At 58.7% G+C, this 21,231-nt stretch carries 18 protein-coding genes and 1 pseudogene; 11 read left to right on the top strand and 8 right to left on the bottom strand.

Features of this window, described 5'->3' with window-relative positions; all coding sequences use genetic code 11:
- Positions 1–83 precede the first annotated feature (83 nt).
- The 3 genes from B9Z39_RS00095 to B9Z39_RS00085 are packed head-to-tail and all read left to right on the top strand — an operon-like array spanning position 84 to position 3,551.
- On the top strand, positions 84–1,055 hold the full coding sequence (locus B9Z39_RS00095) for a tripartite tricarboxylate transporter substrate binding protein (RefSeq protein WP_100147062.1): 972 nt from the start codon (positions 84–86) through the stop codon (positions 1,053–1,055).
- A gap of 33 nt (positions 1,056–1,088) precedes the next feature.
- Complete coding sequence (gene yegQ / locus B9Z39_RS00090) at positions 1,089–2,456, top strand: tRNA 5-hydroxyuridine modification protein YegQ (RefSeq protein ID WP_108300325.1); 1,368 nt, start codon at positions 1,089–1,091, stop codon at positions 2,454–2,456.
- 18 nt (positions 2,457–2,474) lie between these two features.
- Positions 2,475–3,551: a nitronate monooxygenase family protein gene (locus B9Z39_RS00085; protein WP_108300324.1), complete on the top strand. Its 1,077-nt coding sequence runs from the start codon at positions 2,475–2,477 to the stop codon at positions 3,549–3,551.
- Positions 3,552–3,641: 90 nt separating this feature from the next.
- Here the strand turns inward: B9Z39_RS00085 and acnB are convergent, their stop codons facing one another.
- Genes acnB through B9Z39_RS00065 form a run of 4 tightly spaced genes read right to left on the bottom strand, consistent with a single transcriptional unit; the run spans position 3,642 to position 8,917 of the window.
- Positions 3,642–6,227 (bottom strand): bifunctional aconitate hydratase 2/2-methylisocitrate dehydratase, encoded by a 2,586-nt coding sequence (acnB, locus tag B9Z39_RS00080; protein ID WP_108300323.1) that lies wholly within the window; start codon positions 6,225–6,227, stop codon positions 3,642–3,644.
- 36 nt (positions 6,228–6,263) lie between these two features.
- Positions 6,264–6,869, bottom strand: a complete 606-nt coding sequence (locus B9Z39_RS00075) for a hypothetical protein (RefSeq protein WP_100147066.1) — start codon at positions 6,867–6,869, stop codon at positions 6,264–6,266.
- A complete protein-coding gene (locus B9Z39_RS00070; protein WP_108300322.1) occupies positions 6,862–7,905 on the bottom strand; it encodes a CoA ester lyase in 1,044 nt (347 codons plus the stop codon). The genes B9Z39_RS00075 and B9Z39_RS00070 overlap by 8 nt, the downstream gene beginning before the upstream one ends.
- 22 nt (positions 7,906–7,927) lie before the next feature.
- Entirely contained in the window at positions 7,928–8,917 is a 990-nt protein-coding gene (locus B9Z39_RS00065) for a malate dehydrogenase (protein WP_100147068.1), read from the bottom strand.
- 146 nt (positions 8,918–9,063) lie between these two features.
- Here B9Z39_RS00065 and B9Z39_RS00060 point away from each other — a divergent pair, with 146 nt between their 5' ends.
- The 8 genes from B9Z39_RS00060 (at position 9,064) to B9Z39_RS00025 (ending at position 15,472) form a co-directional block, all read left to right on the top strand.
- Entirely contained in the window at positions 9,064–9,876 is an 813-nt protein-coding gene (locus B9Z39_RS00060) for a GntR family transcriptional regulator (RefSeq protein WP_108300321.1), read from the top strand.
- Between the two features lie 90 nt (positions 9,877–9,966).
- Positions 9,967–10,398: a succinate dehydrogenase, cytochrome b556 subunit gene (gene sdhC / locus B9Z39_RS00055; protein ID WP_100147070.1), complete on the top strand. Its 432-nt coding sequence runs from the start codon at positions 9,967–9,969 to the stop codon at positions 10,396–10,398.
- Between the two features lie 18 nt (positions 10,399–10,416).
- Entirely contained in the window at positions 10,417–10,782 is a 366-nt protein-coding gene (gene sdhD, locus B9Z39_RS00050) for a succinate dehydrogenase, hydrophobic membrane anchor protein (protein WP_108300320.1), read from the top strand.
- Between the two features lie 3 nt (positions 10,783–10,785).
- Positions 10,786–12,582 carry a succinate dehydrogenase flavoprotein subunit gene (sdhA, locus tag B9Z39_RS00045; RefSeq protein WP_108300319.1) on the top strand — a complete coding sequence of 599 codons (1,797 nt, stop codon included), beginning with the start codon at positions 10,786–10,788 and terminating at the stop codon, positions 12,580–12,582.
- 13 nt (positions 12,583–12,595) lie between these two features.
- Positions 12,596–13,300, top strand: coding sequence for a succinate dehydrogenase iron-sulfur subunit (locus tag B9Z39_RS00040; RefSeq protein ID WP_100147073.1), 705 nt, complete (start codon positions 12,596–12,598; stop codon positions 13,298–13,300).
- Between the two features lie 31 nt (positions 13,301–13,331).
- Complete coding sequence (locus B9Z39_RS00035; RefSeq protein ID WP_108300318.1) at positions 13,332–13,655, top strand: succinate dehydrogenase assembly factor 2; 324 nt, start codon at positions 13,332–13,334, stop codon at positions 13,653–13,655.
- Positions 13,656–13,683: 28 nt separating this feature from the next.
- Complete coding sequence (locus B9Z39_RS00030) at positions 13,684–14,997, top strand: citrate synthase (protein ID WP_108300317.1); 1,314 nt, start codon at positions 13,684–13,686, stop codon at positions 14,995–14,997.
- A gap of 85 nt (positions 14,998–15,082) precedes the next feature.
- Entirely contained in the window at positions 15,083–15,472 is a 390-nt protein-coding gene (locus tag B9Z39_RS00025) for a hypothetical protein (protein WP_108300316.1), read from the top strand.
- Between the two features lie 10 nt (positions 15,473–15,482).
- Here the strand turns inward: B9Z39_RS00025 and B9Z39_RS00020 are convergent, their stop codons facing one another.
- From B9Z39_RS00020 to B9Z39_RS17205, 4 genes and pseudogenes are all read right to left on the bottom strand, one after another.
- On the bottom strand, positions 15,483–17,126 hold the full coding sequence (locus B9Z39_RS00020; protein WP_108300315.1) for a radical SAM protein: 1,644 nt from the start codon (positions 17,124–17,126) through the stop codon (positions 15,483–15,485).
- Positions 17,119–19,344 carry a tetratricopeptide repeat protein gene (locus B9Z39_RS00015; RefSeq protein WP_158269435.1) on the bottom strand — a complete coding sequence of 742 codons (2,226 nt, stop codon included), beginning with the start codon at positions 19,342–19,344 and terminating at the stop codon, positions 17,119–17,121. The genes B9Z39_RS00020 and B9Z39_RS00015 overlap by 8 nt, the downstream gene beginning before the upstream one ends.
- 17 nt (positions 19,345–19,361) lie before the next feature.
- Positions 19,362–20,090, bottom strand: a complete 729-nt coding sequence (locus B9Z39_RS00010) for a glycosyltransferase family 2 protein (RefSeq protein WP_108300313.1) — start codon at positions 20,088–20,090, stop codon at positions 19,362–19,364.
- A gap of 139 nt (positions 20,091–20,229) precedes the next feature.
- Positions 20,230–21,231 (bottom strand): annotated as a pseudogene (locus tag B9Z39_RS17205) (FG-GAP repeat protein); the annotation flags it as partial.

The raw sequence follows: 21,231 nt of genomic DNA, 5'->3' as shown, positions 1-21,231 counted from the left end.
TGATTGTGCATGTCCCAGGCCGACAAACCAGCCCAGAACTTTTATGATCCATGCTTTCTTTGACATCCAACAAAGGTCGCCCCATGAAACGCAGAACTCTCATTCAAGCTTCCATTGGGTCAGCGCTCCTGCCCACTTTGGCGCAAGCGCAAGACAAATACCCCAGCAAGCCCGTGATGTGGATTTGCCCCTATGCCGCAGGCGGCAATGCCGACAGCCGTTCGCGCCAAGTGGCCAAAGCCATGAGTGCGGTGCTGGGGCAGCCCATCATCGTGGACAACAAGGCTGGGGCTGGCGGCAACATTGGCACCGAAGCCATTGCACGCGGCAAACCCGATGGCTACACCTTAGGCATGGGCAACTTTGCACCGTTGGCAGTGAACCAGTCCTTGTTTAAGAAACTCAACTTTGACCCCCTCAACGACCTCACCCCCATTTGCCTGATTGAGCGCGGCCCACTCATCTTGATGGTGCGCAACGACTCGCCGTACAAAACCGTCAAAGACCTCGTGGCAGCCGCCAAAGCATCACCTGGCAAACTCAGCTACGGCTCGGGTGGCATTGGTGGCTCGCACCATTTGAGCGGCGCTTTGTTTGAGCATGCCGCTGGCATTGACATGATTCATGCCCCGTACAAAAGCGGCTCCGCCGCCGCCACCGACTTGATGGGTGGCCAGGTGCAAATGATGTTCGAACAAATGTATGCCGCCATGCCCTCCATCCAAGGAGGTCGCATGCGGGCGCTGGCCATCACCAGCAAAAAGCGCTCGCCCCTGTTGCCCAACATCCCAACCATGGCTGAGCAAGGTTTCCCCGAGGTGGAAGTGCTCAACTGGCAAGGCCTGATTGGCCCCAAAGGCATGTCTGCGGAACTGATCAAGCAACTCAACGCGGCATGCAACCAAGCCTTGCAAACCGCCGAAGTGAAAGAAAAAATCTTGAGCCAAGGCAACGAAGTGGGCGGCGGTACGCCCGAGCAGTTTGCAGCACTCATCAAGGCGGAAGCACCACGCTGGGCCAAGGTCGTGCGTGATGCGAAAATCGACCCTGAATGATTTTCTTGGCTGCCCTGCCAGCAGCCCATCTTTATGACCACCCTCAAAGCCCCTGAGCTCCTGCTACCTGCAGGTTCGCTCGACAAAATGCGCGCCGCTTACGACTTTGGCGCCGACGCCGTCTATGCTGGCCAACCCCGCTACAGCTTGCGCGCTCGCAACAACGAATTCCGCTTGGAACAAATTGGCATTGGCATTGCCGAAGCACACCAACGGGGCAAGAAGTTTTTCGTCACCAGCAACTTACTCCCGCACAACGACAAGGTGCGCACCTACCTGCGTGACATTGAACCTGTGATTGCCATGAAGCCAGATGGGTTGATCATGGCCGACCCAGGGCTCATCACCATGGTGCGCGAAAAGTGGCCCGAGGTGCCGATCCATCTGTCGGTACAAGCCAACACGGTGAACTGGGCGGCGGTGAAGTTTTGGCAAAAAATCGGGCTGACTCGCATCATCTTGTCGCGCGAACTCAGCCTGGACGAGATTGAAAAAATTCGCCAAGAATGCCCCGACATGGAGCTGGAGGTGTTTGTCCATGGCGCACTGTGCATTGCCTACTCGGGTCGCTGTTTGCTGTCGGGCTACTTCAACCGCCGCGACCCCAACCAAGGCACCTGCACCAACGCCTGCCGCTGGGGCTACAGCACGCAAGCCAGTGCCACCGACCCCAACACGGGGGAAGCTATGGCAGTCCCGATGGAAGGCGACTTTGACTTTGCCACGGCCCAGCAGGAAGCCGAATCCACCTTCTCGGCTTGCGGCGACGGCAAGCGCCACCCCGCCGCTGACAACATCTACTTGCTCGAAGAAAAAGGTCGCCCCGGCCAGCTGATGCCCATCATGGAAGACGAGCACGGCACCTACATCATGAACAGCAAAGATTTGCGTGCGGTGGAGTATGTCGAGCGCCTGACCCAAATTGGCGTTGACTCGCTCAAGATTGAAGGCCGTACCAAATCGCTCTACTACGTGTCACGCACGGCCCAGGTGTACCGCCGCGCCATTGACGATGCGGTGGCTGGACGCCCGTTCAACCCCGAACTCATCACCGAACTCGAAGGCTTGGCCAACCGCGGCTACACCGCAGGCCTGATGGACCGCCGCCCGGCCAACGATTACCAAAATTACGAAACAGGCCACTCGGTGGCTCACCGCAGCCAGTTTGTGGGCGAAGTCAAAGCCACGGCCGATGGCTGGGCAGAGGTGGAAACAAAGAACAAGTTCTCAGTGGGTGACCGGCTTGAAATCATCCACCCCAGTGGCAACCAAACCATTGAACTCACCGCCATGAAAAACGCCCAAGGCGAAGCCATTCAGGTGGCTGTTGGCAACCCTGTGCGCGTGTGGATTCCACTGCCTGCCAACCGTGACGGAGCCTTGGTCGCGCGCTTGCTGTGATGGACTTGGCGTCAGACCATGACCACCTCTTCTTCACACAAAAGCCAAGCGTTCTGTCAGCGCTTCAACCTGGGGGTCCCCATCTTGCTGGCCCCCATGGCCGGTGTGAGTCCACCCAGCTTGTCCATTGCCGTCATGCAGGCGCAGGGCATGGGGGCTTGTGGCACCTTGCTCATGCAGGCCGAGGCCATCCACCGCTGGGCCGCTGACGTGCGCGCCCACACCCATGGGCCTTTCAATCTGAATTTGTGGATTCCCGATCCTGCCCCACGCCGCGATGCGACACATGAACAGCAATGGCGTGACTTTCTTGGGGCATGGGGACCTGCCGTTGCGCCCGACGCAGCCGATGCCAAACCACCCCATTTCGCAGACCAATGTGCGGCCATACTCGACGTCAAGCCAGCGGTGATTTCGTCGGTCATGGGCTTGTATCCGCCTGCGTTCGTGCAGGCCATGAAAGCCGCAGACATTGCCTGGTTTGCCAACGTCTCCACTGTAGGCGAAGCGCTGGCCGCAGAAGCAGCGGGAGCCGATGTGATCGTGGCCCAAGGCATGGAGGCTGGCGGCCATCGCGGTTGTTTTGATGCAAGCTTGGGCCAAGACCAGTTGGTCGGTTTATTTGCGCTGCTGCCTGCCATCGTGGACGCTGTGAAAGTCCCCGTGGTGGCCACGGGCGGCATTGGCGATGCTCGCGGCATTGGCGCCGCTTTTGCCTTGGGCGCCAGCGCCGTACAAATGGGCTCTGGCTTCATGCGCTGCCCCGAGGCGCACCTGCCACGCGCGTGGGCTGACGCGATGGCCCAGACCCAACCCGAAGACACCGTCCTCACACGCGCCTTCAGCGGCCGCTTGGGCAGAAGCTTGTCCAACGCTTATGTGCGAGCCGCTCATTCAGAAAACGCCCCAGCGCCCGCCCCCTACCCGGTGCAACGCGCACTGACGGCAGCCATGCGTGACGATGCCGTGAAAGCCAACGACGTTGAGCGCATGCAAGCCTGGGCCGGACAGGCCAGTCGTTTGGCACAAGCCGCACCCGCGAGTGCGCTGGTGCGGCAGCTGTGGCATGACGCACAGGCGTTGATGCCACACTGATTTCGGACAATCCTAAAAGCCAAGGCCCCACGCGTTTGCACGCATGGGGCCTTGGTCTTGGCGACGGGGTTGCCCCCGCACGTGAGATCGTTAAGCCGTCACTTTGTCAGCCGCTGCTTTGTACTCAGCAATCTGGTCAAAGTTGAGGTACTTGTAGATCTTGCTGCCATCGGCGTTGATCACGCCCATGTCGGCCAAGTACTCCGCCTTGGTGGGAATGCAACCAATCTTCGATGCCACAGCCGACAACTCGGCAGAGCCCAAATACACCTGTGTGTTTTTACCCAAACGGTTGGGGAAGTTACGGGTGCTGGTGGACATCACCGTCGCGCCCTCTTTCACCTGCGCTTGGTTACCCATGCACAGCGAGCAGCCTGGCATTTCCATGCGGGCACCCGCATTGCCGAAGATGCCGTAGTGGCCTTCTTCGCTCAGTTGCTGGGCGTCCATCTTGGTAGGAGGCGCCATCCACAGTTTGACTGGGATATCGCGTTTGCCTTCGAGCAACTTGGAAGCGGCACGGAAGTGGCCAATGTTGGTCATGCAAGAGCCAATGAACACTTCGTCAATCTTGGCACCTGCCACGTCCGACAAGGTCTTGGCATCATCGGGGTCGTTGGGGCAGCACACGATGGGTTCGGTGATGTCGGCCAAATCGATCTCGATCACCGCCGCGTACTCGGCACCTGCGTCAGGCTGCAACAGTTGGGGGTTGGCCAACCAGGCTTCCATGGCTTGGATACGACGCGTGATGGTGCGTGCATCGGCATAGCCTTGGGCAATCATGTTTTTCAACAACACGATGTTGCTGTTGAGGTACTCGATCACAGGCTCTTTGTTCAGGTGCACGGTGCAACCTGCGGCAGAGCGCTCGGCTGAGGCGTCAGACAACTCAAACGCTTGCTCGACCTTCATGTCGGGCAGGCCTTCGATTTCCAAAATACGGCCAGAGAAGATGTTCTTCTTGCCTTTCTTTTCCACCGTCAACAAGCCTTGCTTGATGGCATACAGCGGAATGGCGTGCACCAAGTCGCGCAGGGTCACACCAGGCTGCATCTTGCCTTTGAAGCGCACCAACACCGACTCCGGCATGTCCAGGGGCATCACGCCCGTGGCAGCGGCAAACGCCACCAAGCCTGAACCTGCGGGGAAGCTGATACCGATCGGGAAACGTGTGTGGCTGTCGCCACCGGTGCCCACGGTGTCGGGCAACAACATGCGGTTGAGCCAGCTGTGGATGATGCCGTCACCGGGCTTCAAGCTGATACCACCGCGGTTGCTGATGAACTCAGGCAACTCGTGATGCATCTTCACGTCCACGGGCTTCGGATATGCCGCGGTGTGGCAGAACGACTGCATCACCAAGTCAGAACTAAAGCCCAAGCAGGCCAAGTCTTTCAACTCGTCACGGGTCATGGGACCCGTGGTGTCTTGTGAACCCACCGAGGTCATCTTGGGTTCGCAGTAAGTACCGGGCAACACGCCTTGGCCTTCTGGCAAACCACAAGCACGGCCCACCATTTTTTGCGCCAAGGTAAAGCCCTTGACTTTGTTGGTCGGCACTTGGGGCAGACGGAACATGGTGGAAGCGGGCAGACCTAGCGCTTCACGTGCTTTGGTGGTCAAGCCACGGCCCACGATCAAGGGAATGCGGCCGCCGGCACGCACTTCGTCAAACAACACCTCGCTCTTGACGGTGAAACTGGCAATTTCTTGGCCGTCTTTGAAAGCCTTGCCTTCGTAAGGGCGCAACTCAATCACGTCACCCATGTTCATTTGCGACACATCAAGTTCGATGGGCAATGCGCCCGCGTCTTCCATGGTGTTGTAGAAAATAGGGGCAATTTTGTTGCCCAAGCACACACCACCAAAACGCTTGTTGGGCACAAACGGAATGTCTTCGCCGGTGAACCACAACACGCTGTTGGTGGCCGATTTGCGGCTTGAACCGGTACCCACCACATCGCCCACGTAGGCCACTAGGTTGCCCTTGGCGCGCAGGTCTTCGATGAATTTGACGGGGCCGCGCTTGCCATCTTCTTCGGGCGTGATGCCATCGCGCTTGTTCTTCAACATGGCCAAGGCGTGCAGCGGAATGTCAGGGCGGCTCCAGGCATCGGGCGCGGGCGACAAGTCGTCGGTATTGGTTTCGCCCGTGACTTTGAGCACGGTCAAGGTGATGCTCTTGGGCACTTCGGGACGACTGGTGAACCACTCGGCGTCGGCCCAGCTTTGCAGCACGGCTTTCGCGTTGGCGTTGCCCTTGTCGGCCTTGTCTTTGACGTCATGGAACTGGTCAAACATCAGCAGTGTTTTCTTCAGCGCTTCGGCTGCCACACCACCCACGGCCGCGTCGTCGAGCAAGTCGATCAACGGGGTCAGGTTGTAGCCACCCAGCATCGTGCCCAACAATTCGGTGGCTTTTTCACGGCTGATCAGCGCACTTTTTTCAGTGCCATGGGCCACAGCGGCCAAATAGCTGGCTTTGACTTTGGCTGCATCATCCACACCGGCAGGCACGCGGTGGGTGATGAGGTCAACCAAGGTGGCTTCTTCGCCTTGGGGTGGGCTCTTCAGCAGCTCAATCAGCTCGCCGGTTTGCTGCGCCGTCAGGGGCAGCGGGGGAATGCCCAGCGCTTTGCGCTCGGCCACATGGTCACGGTAGGCTTTCAACATGGTTTTCTCTCCGGTCTATCAAATCAAAATGAGGGTTTATTTTTTAGCCAAGCTCGCACCCGTGTTCAAGCCTTCCAGCAAGCTCACAGGGGGTGCCAATTTCATGGCTTCGGCCACAGCCATTTGGTGCGGGCTTTGGCATTCGTCGGCCATGCGCTGGCCAAGTTTGCTGTTCATCAACATCGACTTATTGGACAACTGCAACCACATCGCGCCCGCATGGCTGTCTTCCAAACGAATGGCGCCCGTGGCCGACACCACAGGGCTCATGTGGTAGGTGTGTTTTTGCATCTGGACATGAAAGTGTCCAGGGTTTTGCGTGTCTGCCATCACGTTCACTGAGTTACCCAGTTCGCACACCATACGCCCGGTGTGGACTTGCTCAGCCACCGCGGTGCGCTCTTGTTCCATGGGGGGCTCCGCTGCCACAACAGGCGCTGGCAAGCCAGGGTATTTGTAAGCGGCCACCGTCTTCACCGGTGCTTTGGCTTTGGCCTGTGCACGGTCTTTGTGTTTGGCATCCGCCTTGGCCTTGAGGGCTGACTTGGTGGCGTGGTTTTCAGCCCCATCTGCGACGACCGCCCCCGCCACGCCGGGCAAGACCAGCAGCGAGACCCAACACCCCATGATCCAGTTACGCATGACCGTCTCCTTCGTTGTGTGTGAAAAATGGCCGCACCTCGGCTGGTAACCGGCGCCCCGTGCTGTGCGCACGCTCCAGCAAATGCCAAAAGAAGCGGTAGCTGGCCCGGTCATGCAAATGACCTTGGTGGCTGATCGGTGCCCAATCAGCGGCCTGTGCAGCCAGAACAATCTCTGTGGCTTGGTCAATGTCGGCCGCATTGGGGGCCATGGCCTCCAGAATCGGACGGATTTGCGCTGGGTGAATGCTCCACATGCGGGTGAAACCAAACTCATGCGCGGCACGTTGCCCCGCAGCGCGCATGGCCTGAGTGTCGCTGAACTCCGTCACCACACAGTGAGAAGGTACTTTGCCATGGGCATGGCATGCGCTGGCAATTTCCAGCTTGGCACGCACCACCAGTGGGTGGGTGAATTGCCCCGCAGACGTCATGCCCTGTGCAGGTATAGCACCGCCATGCGCCGACACAAAGTCCATCAGTCCAAAACTCAGCGACTGCACGCGGGGATGGGCTGCAATCTCAAACGCACGGTGGACCGCAGCGGGTGACTCGATCAAGACCTGCAAAGGCAAATGTCCTGCCCCGGCTTGCACCAAGGCACGCTCGGCACGCTCAACGTCAGCCACCGACTCGACCTTGGGCACCATGATGTGGCGCAAGCGGTGGCCCGCTTTGCCGGCGATCTGAGCAATGTCTGCTTCAAACGAAGGGTGGTCGACAGGATGGACACGCACCGCCACACGCGCCTCTTGGGCTGCGCCGAGTGCGAGCTCAGTCACCAAGGCCGCATGCTCGGCTTCGCCGCCCACCGGCGCACCATCTTCACAATCCAGCGTGGCGTCAAACACGCAGGTACCAAACTCTTGCGTCATCTCCGCTTGCAGTTGCAAGCTTTTGCGCATGCGCACCTCGACACCACTGTAGTGGTCGCACACGGGCAACTGAATGCCCGAGGCTTGCGCGCCCAACAGCACATCGCGCGGGTGCGCACCCCCTCCAACCTTTTGGGCGGTAGGGGCGGCAGCAAGGCTCATGCGGGTGACGTCCTGTGGTGGCTTACTTGACCAAGTGGGCCACGCCAGCTTGCTCGTCGGTCAGCTCTTTGAGCGTCTTGTCGATGCAGCTTTGGCTGAAGGCGTCGATGGCCAAGCCCTCGACCACTTTGTATTCGCCGTTTTCGCAGGTCACAGGGAAACCAAACATGACATCTTTAGGAATGCCATACCAGCCTTGCGAAGGAATACCCATGGTCACCCACTTGCCGTTGGTGCCCAAGGCCCAGTCACGCATGTGGTCGATGGCAGCGTTGGCAGCTGAAGCAGCCGACGACAAGCCACGGGCTTCGATGATGGCAGCGCCGCGCTTGCCCACGGTGGGCAAGAACACGTTGGCGTTCCATTCTTGGTCGTTGATCATGTCCTTGACCGACTCGCCCTTGATGGTGGCAAAACGGTAATCGGCGTACATCGTGGGCGAGTGGTTGCCCCACACAGTGAGTTTTTCGATATCGGCCACAGCTTTGCCAGTCTTGGCCGCAATTTGGCTGGCCGCACGGTTGTGGTCCAAACGCAGCATGGCGGTGAAGTTGCCAGGCTTGAGGTCAGGGGCCGCCTTCATGGCGATGTAGGCGTTGGTGTTGGCGGGGTTGCCGACCACCAGCACTTTGACATCGCGCGACGCCACGGCATTCAAGGCCTTGCCTTGGGTTGTGAAGATGGCGCCGTTGATGGCCAACAGCTCGGCACGCTCCATGCCTGGACCGCGAGGACGTGAGCCCACCAACAACGCGTAGTCGGTGTCTTTAAAGGCCGTCATCGGGTCAGCGTGGGCTTCCATGCCCACCAGCAAGGGGAACGCGCAATCTTCGAGTTCCATCATCACACCCTTGAGTGCTTTTTGGGCTTTCTCGTCTGGAATTTCCAACAATTGCAAGATCACGGGTTGGTCTTTGCCAAGCATTTCGCCCGAGGCGATGCGGAACAACAAGGCATAACCGATTTGGCCAGCTGCGCCGGTAACGGCAACGCGAACAGGCTTTTTGCTCATGGTGAAAACTCCAAATAAGTAGGGGATGAAAAAAAGATGTCGACAAGTTTACCCTCGAAAACCCTCGGGCGACCTGTCTTATGTCTTATAGAAGATATGATCTGAGGTTGACAAAGACCTGACACCTTTCCTTTTCGCACCCACCCATGGCCACCCACGCCCCTTCCGTTTTCGCCTCTGCCTCCTCGGCCAGTGCGGACACCCAAGACTCGGGCACCTTGCAGGCAAGCCTCACACCAGCCTTCAGCCCGCTGTACCAGCAAATCAAGGGGCTCATTTTGCAAAGCCTGCAATCCGGCGAGTGGAAGCCCGGTGAAGCCATCCCCAGCGAAATGGACTTGGCAGCGCGCTTTCGCGTCAGCCAGGGCACGGTGCGCAAAGCCATTGACGAGTTGTCGGCAGAGAACTTGGTGGTGCGCCGCCAAGGCAAAGGCACCTTCGTGGCCACGCATGCCGAGCACCAGGTGCAGTACCGCTTCTTGAAGCTGCAACCCGACAACGGCGACACGCAAAGCGAAGGCCCTGCGGCGCGCACCATCATCGATTGCAAGCGCCTGCGTGCCAGCGCAGAAGTGGCCCGTGCCTTGAGCCTGCGCACCGGCGATGCGGTGTTGCAAGTACGCCGCGTGCTGTCGTTTGCCGATGTGCCAACCATCTTGGAAGACCTGTGGTTGCCCGGCACGCCCTTCAAAGGATTGACGGCAGAGCGTCTGAGCAGTCACCAAGGTGCCATGTACGCCATGTTCGAAACCGAGTTTGGCGTGCGCATGGTGCGCGCAGATGAAAGTATTCGTGCCGTCAACCCAGACGCAGAACAAGCCGCACTCCTAGCAGTAAATACCACCACCCCCCTGCTCAGCGTAGAACGTGTGGCTTACACCTACAACGACACCCCCATGGAGTTGCGACGCGGCCTGTACCGCACCGACACCCACCATTACCGCAATGTGCTGAGCTGATGTCTGAAACCCTCATGTCAGTTTGTTGCGGTGCAATAGAATGAAAAGTTGTTTTCATATGCAGACAAACCCGAAGAAAGACCTTTACCCATGACCGAGCTTGCCAAAAAGCGGCCTGAGTTCCGCAACATCAACGCGCTGACGGACCTGCCCACCTACCGCCTCCCGGCGGCAGGCATTGTGTCCATCTTGCACCGCATCAGCGGTGCCATCATGTTTTTGTTGCTGCCCTTCATCATCTGGATGTTCGACATGTCGGTCTCTTCCGAAATTTCGTTCGCCAAATTCAGCGCAGCATTCAACATCGGTTTGGGCTTCGTGCCAGGCTGGTTCATCAAGCTGGTCGCTTTAGCCATCATCTGGTCTTACCTGCACCACATCATTGCCGGCTTGCGCCACCTCTACATGGACATGTGCCATGCGGTGACCAAAGAATTTGGCAAGTCATCTGCCGTCGTCACTCTGGTGTTGAGCCTGGGCCTGACCGCCGTGCTGGGTGCCAAGCTGTTTGGCCTTTACTGATTTCCTAGGAGCAACGAAATGTCCGTGAATTACGGTTCCAAGCGCGTCGTCGTGGGCGCGCACTATGGCTTGCGCGATTGGCTGGCCCAGCGCGTCACCGCCGCCCTGATGGTGTTGTTCACCGCAGCCGTGCTGGCCCAAGTGCTGCTGACCAGTGGCAGCATCGGTTACGACAAATGGGCTGGCATTTTCAGCACCCAATGGATGAAGGCGCTGACCTTCACCATCTTCATTGCCTTGGCCTATCACGTGTGGGTGGGCATGCGCGACATTTGGATGGACTACGTCAAGCCCGTGGGCCTGCGTTTGGTTCTGCAAGTTTTCACTTTGGTTTGGCTGGTGTCGTGTCTCGGCTGGGCCATTCAGGTTCTCTGGAGGCTCTGATTCATGACTGTTAAAAGCTCTATCCCACGTCGCAAATTTGACGTGGTCATCGTCGGTGCTGGTGGTTCTGGCATGCGCGCCTCGCTGCAACTGGCACGCGCTGGTTTGAACGTGGCGGTGTTGTCCAAAGTGTTCCCCACCCGCTCGCACACCGTGGCAGCGCAAGGCGGCATTGGTGCCTCCTTGGGCAACATGAACGAAGACAACTGGCACTACCACTTCTACGACACCGTCAAAGGCTCCGACTGGCTCGGCGACCAAGACGCCATCGAATACATGTGCCGCGAAGCACCCAAAGTGGTGTATGAGCTGGAACACATGGGCATGCCGTTTGACCGCAACCCCGACGGCACCATTTATCAACGCCCCTTCGGCGGCCACACCGCCAACTACGGCGAAAAAGCCGTTGAGCGCGCCTGCGCTGCGGCAGACCGTACCGGTCACGCCATGCTGCACACCCTGTACCAGCAAAACGTAGCCGCCAAAACCACCTTCTTTGTCGAGTGGATGGCACTGGACCTGATCCGCGACGACGCGGGCGACGTGGTCGGTGTGACCGCGCTGGAAATGGAAACCGGCGAGTTGTACATCTTGGAAGCCAAGACCACCATGCTGGCCACCGGCGGTGCAGGCCGCATCTTTGCCGCATCAACCAACGCCTTCATCAACACCGGCGACGGCTTGGGCATGGCTGCACGCGCAGGCATTCCACTCGAAGACATGGAGTTCTGGCAATTCCACCCCACAGGCGTGGCCGGTGCGGGCGTGTTGTTGACCGAAGGCTGCCGTGGCGAAGGCGCCATTTTGCGCAACAGCAATGGCGAGCGCTTCATGGAGCGCTATGCCCCTGCCTACAAAGACTTGGCCCCACGCGACTACGTGTCACGCTGCATGGACCAAGAGATCAAAGAAGGCCGTGGCTGCGGGCCCAACAAGGACTACATCAACCTCGATATGACCCACCTGGGCGTCGAGACCATCATGAAGCGTCTGCCTTCGGTGTTTGAGATTGGCCATAACTTTGCCAACGTCGACATCACCAAAGAGCCTATCCCCGTGGTGCCCACCATCCATTACCAAATGGGTGGCATCCCCACCAACATCCACGGCCAAGTCGTCACACAAGACGCCAACAACCAAAGCGTGGTGGTCAATGGCTTGTACGCGGTGGGCGAATGCTCTTGCGTGAGCGTGCATGGCGCCAACCGCCTGGGCACCAACTCGCTGCTCGACTTGCTGGTGTTTGGCCGCGCTGCAGGCAACCACATTGTGGAGTTCAACCAGCAAAACAAACACCACAAGCCACTGCCAGAAAACGCTGCCGACATGTCACTGGCCCGTCTGGCCCGCTTGGACAGCAACAGCACCGGAGAATACGCCCAAGACGTGGCCAACGACATCCGCAACGCCATGCAATCGCACGCCAGCGTGTTCCGCACCCAGGCGCTGATGGACGAAGGCGTGACCAAGATTGCTGAGTTGCGTGAGCGTGTGCAAAACATCGGTCTCAAAGACAAGTCCAAGGTGTTCAACACCGCGCGCATCGAAGCGCTGGAAGTCGAGAACTTGATCGAAGCCGCACAAGCCACCATCGTGTCTGCTGCCGCCCGTCACGAAAGCCGTGGCGCACACACCGTGGACGACTACGGTGACACGCCTGAGCACCCCAACGGCCGCAACGACACCGACTGGCACAAGCACACCCTGTGGCACAAAGAAGGCAACCAGTTGTCTTACAAGCCGGTTCAAATGAAACCGCTCACCGTTGAGAGCGTCGAGCTCAAGACCCGTACTTTCTGATCAGGCACGCACCATGACAAAACGCACGTTTCAAATCTACCGCTACGACCCAGACACCGACGCCAAGCCTTACATGCAAACCATTGAGGTTGAATTGGACGGCAGCGAGCGCATGCTGCTGGACGCCTTGATGAAACTCAAGGCCGTCGATCCCACCATCTCCTTCCGCCGCTCATGCCGCGAAGGCGTGTGCGGTTCGGACGCCATGAACATCAATGGCAAAAACGGCTTGGCTTGTTTGACCAACATGAACACCTTGCCCGGCACCATCGTGTTGAAGCCTCTGCCTGGCCTGCCTGTCATTCGCGACATGATCGTGGACATGACCCAGTTCTTCAAGCAGTACCACTCCATCAAGCCCTACTTGGTCAACGACACCCAGCCGCCCGAAAAAGAGCGCCTGCAGTCACCCGAAGAGCGTGACGAGTTGAACGGTTTGTACGAGTGCATCTTGTGCGCGAGCTGCTCCACCAGCTGCCCCTCGTTCTGGTGGAACCCCGACAAGTTTGTCGGTCCCGCCGGTTTGTTGCAGGCCTATCGTTTCATTGCCGACAGCCGCGACCAAGACACCGCTGGCCGTCTGGACAACCTCGAAGACCCGTATCGCTTGTTCCGTTGCCACACCATCATGAACTGCGTCGACGTGTGCCCCAAGGGTTTGAACCCCACCAAGGCCATTGGCAAGATCAAAGAGTTGATGGTGCGTCGCGCCATCTAAGGCGCATCACCCCAAGCACAGGAGCACCAACATGGATGTGGACGCACCATTTCGCGACACCTCGGTGGGTGACCCTTTGCTCGACGGTTTGGATGGACAAGAGGTGCTCAACGAGCGCGCACTCAGCAAACTGCGCTGGCGCTGCCGCCGTGGCCTGCTGGAAAACGACTTGTTCATCCAGCGGTTTTTTGAGCGGCACGAAACTCGCTTGACCGTGAGCCATGCACGCGGCTTGTACGCCCTGATGGATTTGTCTGACAACGACTTGCTCGACCTGCTCTTGCAGCGCAAAGAATTGCCAGACGCCAACACCCCACAAGAAGCACGCCAAGTGCTGACGATGCTGAGACATTGACTCAACAAGATTTTTAGGAAAAAGAGCCATGAAACTATCTGACAACAAAGCCACCCTGTCGTTCAGCAACGGCAGCCCCAGCATCGACATGCCCGTCTACAACGGCAGCATTGGCCCCGATGTGATCGACATCCGCAAGCTCTACGGTCAAACCGGGATGTTCACCTACGACCCCGGCTTCTTGTCCACCGCGTCGTGCCAGTCGGGCATCACCTACATCGACGGCGACAAAGGCGAGCTGCTCTACCGCGGCTACCCCATTGAACAACTCGCCACCAATTGCGACTACCTCGAAACCTGTTACCTCTTGCTCAAGGGCGAGTTGCCCAACGCGGCACAAAAAGAAACCTTCGTCAAAACCGTGACCAACCACACCATGGTCAACGAGCAAATGCAGTTCTTCTTGCGTGGTTTCCGCCGTGATGCACACCCCATGGCCGTCATGACGGGCTTGGTCGGCGCTTTGTCGGCCTTCTACCACGACAGCACCGACATCAACAACCCAGAGCACCGCGAAATCTCGGCCATCCGCTTGATCGCCAAAATGCCAACCCTCGTGGCCATGGCCTACAAGTACACCATTGGCCAGCCCTACATGTACCCCAAGAACGACCTGAGCTACTCGGGCAACTTCTTGCGCATGATGTTTGGCACACCGTGCGAAGAGTACGTGGTCAACCCCGTGCTCGAGCGTGCCCTCGACCGCATCTTCATCTTGCACGCTGACCACGAACAAAACGCCTCCACCTCCACCGTGCGCTTGTGCGGTTCGTCGGGCACCAACCCCTTTGCAGCCATCGCAGCGGGCGTGGCTTGTCTTTGGGGCCCCGCACACGGCGGTGCCAACGAAGCTTGCCTGAACATGCTGGAAGAGATTCAAGCCATGGGCGGCGTGGCCAAAGTGGGCGAGTTCATGGAGAAGGTCAAAGACAAAAACTCCGGTGTCAAGCTCATGGGTTTTGGTCACCGCGTGTACAAAAACTACGACCCACGCGCCAAGCTCATGCAAGAGACTTGCGACGAAGTGCTCAAAGAGTTGGGCTTAGAGAACGACCCTCTGTTCAAACTGGCCAAAGCGCTGGAGAAAATTGCCCTCGAAGACGAATACTTCGTCAGCCGCAAGCTCTACCCCAACGTCGACTTCTACTCTGGCATCGTGCAACGCGCCATCGGCATCCCTGTGAACCTGTTCACCGGTATCTTTGCCTTGGCCCGCACCGTCGGCTGGATTGCCCAGTTGAACGAAATGATCAGCGACCCCGAATACAAAATTGGTCGCCCACGTCAGTTGTTCACTGGCTCACCTGTGCGCGAAGCTTTGCCTATCTCTCAACGCAAGTAATTGCTGCGAGACTCGTCTCTGCCATGCCCCGCACCCGCGGGGCATTTTTTTATCCCTCCCACACACAGTGATAGGCTCTCGGCCCATGAGTTCTGCCCCCTTCTTGCCCACACCCGACGCCTTGCGCGCGCTGGCCCGCACACCCCACACCGACTGTCAATGCAGCCTGCAACGCTGCGCGGGTTGGGAAAGCATCACCGAGACCGAATGGCCTGACGCACACCTACAGATCGCTGCCACCTTGCGCGACCCCGAGCTGTACGAACCCACCTTTGAAGAACACCACCCCAACGGCACGCGCTACGACTCGCCCGAAGCCCCTGTGGCGGTGAAACACTTTCCGTACAACCGCTGCGACGTGTTTGCCTGCACGCGCTGCCAACAACACGTGCTGCGCTACACCGAGTTTGGTGGCTACTACGTGGACCACCGCGCGCGTCGCTTAGACGCGGACTTGATCAATTCAGACCTCTAAGACCTTCGGATCACGCCGCCAAGGCTGGAATACCGCGGGACGCGAAATTCAGTGTGGGCCCACGTTGGTCATACACCAACAGCGCATGGTCGCGGAAATTGGCCAAGTACTGCGCATAAGGGTTGAAACGCCTAAAGAAAGGCAAAGCCGCTTGAAAATTTTGTGCTGCCTCCTCCATCGTCATGCCAGAAGCGCACCGATAGCCCATGCGTCCGCCGAGCGGGCTTTCTTGGCGCAGCCACACCTCTTCAATGGAAAATTTGGGCAAGTCCTTGGAAATCGGCGACCCCTGCTCCAGCGAAAACACACTGCGGTGAATGGCTGAAATAAAAGCTTGGTTGCGATCCAAAAACTGCAACGTATCCGCAAACTCTTGCGGTGTTTCCGTCGGAAAACCGCAAATCACATACACGTGGTTGTGAATACCGGCAGCTCGTGCATCGCGCAGCACTTGCTCCACCTCCTCCACCTGTGTGCCTTTGCCCATCAAATCCAAAATGCGCTGGTTCGCGCTCTCCAAACCCCACAAAATATATTTGCAACCGGAGGCCGCCATTTCTTTCAAAATCTCGGGCGTGAAAGTTTTGTTCGGCTTAGACAAGGCGTAATACGCAATATCCAAATCCGCCGCGCGAATGGCTTGTGCCAAGCGCACAAAATGGCCAGGCGCAATCATCTCGTCCACAAAAGAGAAATGCCGCACCCCTTGCGCCACCATCGTCTTGAGCATCGCCACCACCTGCTCCAAGCCATGCAAGCGGTAGCTGTCTCCCGCTGAAAAGTAGTGCACACAAAACGTACATTTGCGCCAATAGCACCCCCGCGACAGCAACAACGCGGCCACCGGACGGGGCGAGTAATACCTTGAAAAATCCACGGCTCTGAAATCCGGCGCGCCAAACGCGTCGATGTTTTTTTGAAACACCGGTGCCTCACGCACCACCTGCTCACCTTGCCAATAAAAAGCGCCCGGCACACCACGTGGGTTGCCTTGCTGTTCTAGCAAGGCCTTCAGCGGCAACTCGCCGTCCCCCGTCACAATCACGTCCGCTGCATTGGGGTACCAACGCATGAAGTGCTCCACCCCTTCGGTGAAGCAGCTGCCACCAAAAAACACCTTCATCTGCTGCTCGCGCATGCAGCGTCCCAGCATGGCCCCAATCGGCAACTGCTGAGAAAAAATCATCGACACCCCCACCACCTCAGGCTGCGTCTGCAACACCTGATCCACCAAGGCTTGCAGCATCACCGACAACTCACCCGTGCGCTCCCACTGGGCACACTCGGCGGTCAAAATCTCCACAAACACATCCGTGAACTGAATGAACACCCGGCCATACACGTCGTACACCTGGGGCTGTTCATAAAAAGCCGTGTCGTCACCGCCCGTGAACGCTTGCGCAGCCTGCAGCAACACACGTGAATCAGCCCCCATACGCTCATGCACGGCAGGCGTCAGATGAATTTCTCCCCGGGCGATGCCGCCCAACAAAAATTGAAACAACCACACATTCAGGTCCAGCACCGTCACCTGCCACTGCGGCAACTCACGCTCAATAAACCCTTTGAGCATGGCCACCCCCAAGGGCGGCGAAGTTGGCATCGTCATCGGTGGAAACACCAGCGTGATACGTCGCTTGGACAATTCAGACATGTTTCACAGCCTCCTCATACACCGCTTCAATATGCCGCGTGTGCGCTTCAATGTCACACACTGGCGACGCCAACATCTGCGCGCGAAACGCGTGGCGTGACCACGCCTTTTGGCGCAGTTGCTGCGCCAGTTCAGCCGCAATGCGCACGTAGTCGGCCTCGTCGCGTGCCACCCAATCGTCCCGGCCCATGGCGCGCAAAAAACTGGCCCCCATGCGAGACACAAAGTTTGCGCCTTCTAAGGTGACCATCGGGCAGCCCATCCACAAAGCTTGCAAGCTGGTGGTACCCCCGTTGTACGGGGTGGGGTCGAGTGCGATGTGCACATCGTGGTACTCCTGCATCATCTGGCTCAACTCGGTCGGCCCTCGGAACTGCAAGCGACCTGGGTCCACCCCCTGTGCCACAAAACGTTGTTGCATCATCGCCTGCACCGCCTCGTCGCGCAGCACCGGGGCTTTGACCAACAACACCGAATCAGGCACCGCTGCCAGCACCCGGGCCCACAGGGCCACTGTTTTGTCGCTCAGCTTGAGCAGGTTATTGAACGAACCAAACACCAACGGCCCTTGCACAGGGTTTAGCACATCAGCTTGCAACGGGTCATGGTCGACCGGTGCCCAGCAAAACACACTGCCCGGCAAACGCGCCACGCGCTCCACAAACAAACGCTCATGCTCTGGGGGGGCCACCACCCGGTCAGCAATCAACCAATCAAAGCAACGCAAGCCCGTGGAGTGGGGATAGCCTAGGTACGTCATTTGCACCGGCGCGCCACGCATGGCAAACACCCCCAAGCGATGCGATGAGGTATGCCCCGCCAAATCGACCAACACATCCAGTTGATCAGCTTGCACCATGGCGTGCAAGGCAGGGTCGTCCAATTTGGTGGCCTCGCGCCAGTGGTCGGCACACGCACGCGCCTGGCGTGTGTACTCGTCGTGCATGGTGCCCACGTGGTAGATGAACACTTCCAGGCGGCTGTGGTCGTGGCGCTTCAACACAGGCAACATGAACAAATTCACTGGGTGCTGGCGGTGTAAATCACCCGACACATAGCCCACCCGCAAACGCCGCTTGGTTGCCTGCGCTGGCACAACAACAGCCCCATGTGCCTGGACCTCAGGTCTTGTCGCAGCTTGCGCCATGTCGGGGTAGGTTTGCGCAAAATCAGCCAGCAAAGCGTCGCCCACACGGCGGTGCAGTTGGGCCACAAACTCGGCACTCAAATGGTCTTGGTACAAGCTTTGCATCAGCAAGCGGGTGGCCCCCACCCCGTTGTTAAGCACACCCTGAGCCTCGAAGGCAGCCAACGCACGGTCAAACTGTGGGCGGCTCACGCCACTGTTGTGCAAATCGTCCAGCGCGCCTTTGGCCTCGACGTTGTCGGGCTCCATCTCCAACACCCGCTGCAAATTTTGTTCGGCTTGCTCACTCAACCACACCTTGCTCTGCAACTGCCCCAAGGCCAGCAACGACTCGACATGGTTGGGCCGCAAACGCACCACCGCCTCGCGCACTTGCAACGCCTGCTCCCAGTAATTGTTGAAAAACAAGGTGTTGGCCAACAACCCCAAAAAGTCAGGGTTCTGTGACTCCCCCGCTCGGGCAAACGATTGTTCTGCCGCAGCGGCATTGCCCAGGTGCATGTGCGCTTCGGCCTGCAACAACCAAGACCCAAAACGCCCAGGGGCTTGTTGCAACACCGCCTGCAAAGCTGCCAAAGCGCCTGCGGCCTGGCCACTGCGCAAGCGCCACACCGCCAACCAGTGCCCCGTCTCACCCAGCACAGGCTCGCAGGCCAAGGCATGCACCACCGCGTCACGCAACACAGGCGACATCTGGGTGCTTTCGCCAGCGGGCAAAGCCAGCTCGTGACAGCGCGCCAAATACAACCAACTCAGCCAGTCACCGGCATCGGCAGCCACTTGCGCTTGCAACAAGGCCATCGCCTGGGCCAGCCCAGGCCACACGGGCGCGGCCTGCATCAACACCTGGTCGCCGCCTAGCCAGGGCTCATCCACGTCGAGCTGGCTCAGCAGCCTCTGGGTCTCGGTGCCCAAACGGGCTTCACAACGCTGCGCCTGGATGGCCACATAACGGGCATGCCAAGGCAGCGCTTGGCGCACATAGTGGCGCAGTAGCCCCATCCACAGCGCAGAACTTACGGGGGCTTTCCTCAATGCTTGCCAAGCCTGGCTGGCTTTTGGATGGGTCAATGCAGTGTCTCCAGGGCTCAAACGCCCCATTTCTTCAAATAGGTGTTGGCGTTGCGTTGCCACGCCGGCGAAAAATAACTCCCACCACCACTCGCATGGGTAATGGCCAACGGCCAAGTGCCCAGGCGCAGACCCTGCTGTTGGGCGCTGCGGCAAAAGTCCATGTCGTACAAATGAAAGTCAAACTGCGGGTCAAAGCGCACCCCTTGCGCCTGCAAGCGCCCGGCACGTGCCGCCAGCAACACACCATCCAGCAGCAGCACCTCTGCAGGCGTGGGGCCAAAAAAAGTCAACGCCTTGGCAGTTGGTTGGCCGTGCATGATGGCACCACTCAAATACGCCGCATCCCACTGGCTGCTGTGGGGCAACATCAGCCAGGCGGTTTGTTCGGGTCGACGACGCCGGTTGCCTGCCACCCCCACCACATCAAAGTGCAGCAAAGCCTCTTGCACACGCCAGCCCAGCATCCAGTCGTCCACCACCACATCGTCGTGCACAAACACCAGCACATCGTCGGGGGCAGCGGCGTCAATCACCGCGTTGTAATGCAAGGCCAACGCTTGCGTGTTATTGGCAAACACCCGCAACTCCAGCGGCGTGACCTCGTGCACCGGCGCAAGCGAGTGGCTCAAAGGGGCACGGGCCTCAAACTCGGCCTGCGTCCAGCGGGTGGCGGTGACAAAAATCAACGCCATCGCATGCACCTGTCGCAAGCTTGCGCCCGGCAAGAGCACATGTCTGAACATGCCACATCATCGCCACCATGGAGCCACTGAGCCATCGAACCCTTCCTGTCTTTCGCGCCACACCCCACGGCAAAAAACACCTGCCATGGACCACCGAACAAACGGCTGAAAGTGTATCTGGCCCACTGTGCATCCCACATCAAATCACATGCCCTGACGCATTCACGATATTGTTATCAATCAACAATTGGGCGTACCCTGAATTTGACGTGTAAACCGTCATGGTGTGTCCGCCGTAGGTGATGGCGGTATTGGTCGTTGACTTGGTCCAGTTGGCAACACCCAGGGTGACGTAATCCGTCGCATCCCCCCAAATCATCAATTGGTGCATGGCCACGCTCCCCCCCAATGCCGTGCCACCCGAACTGCCGAGGCCTGAAGTGCTGAGGTTGAACACGTTCATGCCCGCCATGTCCAACACATCATTCAATCCCAGTGTGAACATGTTGCCTTTGCTGCTGCTGGTGGAGGTATCGGCAGACAGGTCAATCACCTCGATGGCGCTCAAACGAGAACCGTCCACCCCGGCGTTTTTGATGGCCGTCAAATCAAACGCTGCACCGGCCATGGCGCGGGCTGTGCCACTGACCAATTGCAAAACATCAATGCCCGTGCCCCCGTCAATGCACGCCAGTTGTGTGGTGTTGCCGCCCGAGCCAAAGCTGCTTCGCAAGGCCGTCACCATGGCGCTGGTCACCACGAAGGTGTCGTTGCCAGAGCCGCCATACAGCACATCGGCCCCTGTGGTGGCGCTGGCTGTCAGCGTGTCATTGCCCGCACCGCCCACCAGGGTTTGGCTGCCGGTGGAGGTGAGGCTGTCGGCACCTGAAGTGCCCATTTGGTCGACTGCCGTTTGCGCAAACGCGCCGCTGGTGCTGCCAAAAATCACATAGCTGCGCCCTGAACTGGCACCCGCTGTGCCAGACGAATTGGGTGCGCCCACCAACAAGTCGGCCAAGCCGTCACCGTTGACGTCACCAGCCGCACTGACCGAATAACCGCTGCTGTCGCTGTCCGTCTCTCCGGTGATGGCAAATCCCCCATTGCCCACCGCCACGGCAGACAAATCCACCGCTGCCGTACCGGTCTTGCCAAACACCACATAGCTGCGCCCTGCATTGCTGCCTGTGACGGGGTCTGA

This window comes from Limnohabitans sp. JirII-29 (assembly GCF_003063395.1).
Classification (GTDB): Bacteria; Pseudomonadota; Gammaproteobacteria; order Burkholderiales; family Burkholderiaceae_C; genus Limnohabitans.
This window is presented reverse-complemented; position numbering and strand designations above follow the sequence as displayed.

Bases quoted from the DNA above. Each gene is read 5' to 3' on its own strand.
- B9Z39_RS00020 (WP_108300315.1), bottom strand. From the start codon at position 17,126: ATGTCTGAATTGTCCAAGCGACGTATCACGCTGGTGTTTCCACCGATG.
- B9Z39_RS00065 (WP_100147068.1), bottom strand. From the start codon at position 8,917: ATGAGCAAAAAGCCTGTTCGCGTTGCCGTTACCGGCGCAGCTGGCCAA.
- B9Z39_RS00070 (WP_108300322.1), bottom strand. From the start codon at position 7,905: ATGAGCCTTGCTGCCGCCCCTACCGCCCAAAAGGTTGGAGGGGGTGCG.
- B9Z39_RS00040 (WP_100147073.1), top strand. From the start codon at position 12,596: ATGACAAAACGCACGTTTCAAATCTACCGCTACGACCCAGACACCGAC.
- sdhA (WP_108300319.1), top strand. From the start codon at position 10,786: ATGACTGTTAAAAGCTCTATCCCACGTCGCAAATTTGACGTGGTCATC.
- B9Z39_RS00025 (WP_108300316.1), top strand. From the start codon at position 15,083: ATGAGTTCTGCCCCCTTCTTGCCCACACCCGACGCCTTGCGCGCGCTG.
- B9Z39_RS00085 (WP_108300324.1), top strand. From the start codon at position 2,475: ATGACCACCTCTTCTTCACACAAAAGCCAAGCGTTCTGTCAGCGCTTC.
- B9Z39_RS00095 (WP_100147062.1), top strand. From the start codon at position 84: ATGAAACGCAGAACTCTCATTCAAGCTTCCATTGGGTCAGCGCTCCTG.
- yegQ (WP_108300325.1), top strand. From the start codon at position 1,089: ATGACCACCCTCAAAGCCCCTGAGCTCCTGCTACCTGCAGGTTCGCTC.
- B9Z39_RS00075 (WP_100147066.1), bottom strand. From the start codon at position 6,869: ATGCGTAACTGGATCATGGGGTGTTGGGTCTCGCTGCTGGTCTTGCCC.
- sdhD (WP_108300320.1), top strand. From the start codon at position 10,417: ATGTCCGTGAATTACGGTTCCAAGCGCGTCGTCGTGGGCGCGCACTAT.
- sdhC (WP_100147070.1), top strand. From the start codon at position 9,967: ATGACCGAGCTTGCCAAAAAGCGGCCTGAGTTCCGCAACATCAACGCG.
- B9Z39_RS00030 (WP_108300317.1), top strand. From the start codon at position 13,684: ATGAAACTATCTGACAACAAAGCCACCCTGTCGTTCAGCAACGGCAGC.
- B9Z39_RS00010 (WP_108300313.1), bottom strand. From the start codon at position 20,090: ATGTTCAGACATGTGCTCTTGCCGGGCGCAAGCTTGCGACAGGTGCAT.
- B9Z39_RS00060 (WP_108300321.1), top strand. From the start codon at position 9,064: ATGGCCACCCACGCCCCTTCCGTTTTCGCCTCTGCCTCCTCGGCCAGT.
- B9Z39_RS00035 (WP_108300318.1), top strand. From the start codon at position 13,332: ATGGATGTGGACGCACCATTTCGCGACACCTCGGTGGGTGACCCTTTG.
- acnB (WP_108300323.1), bottom strand. From the start codon at position 6,227: ATGTTGAAAGCCTACCGTGACCATGTGGCCGAGCGCAAAGCGCTGGGC.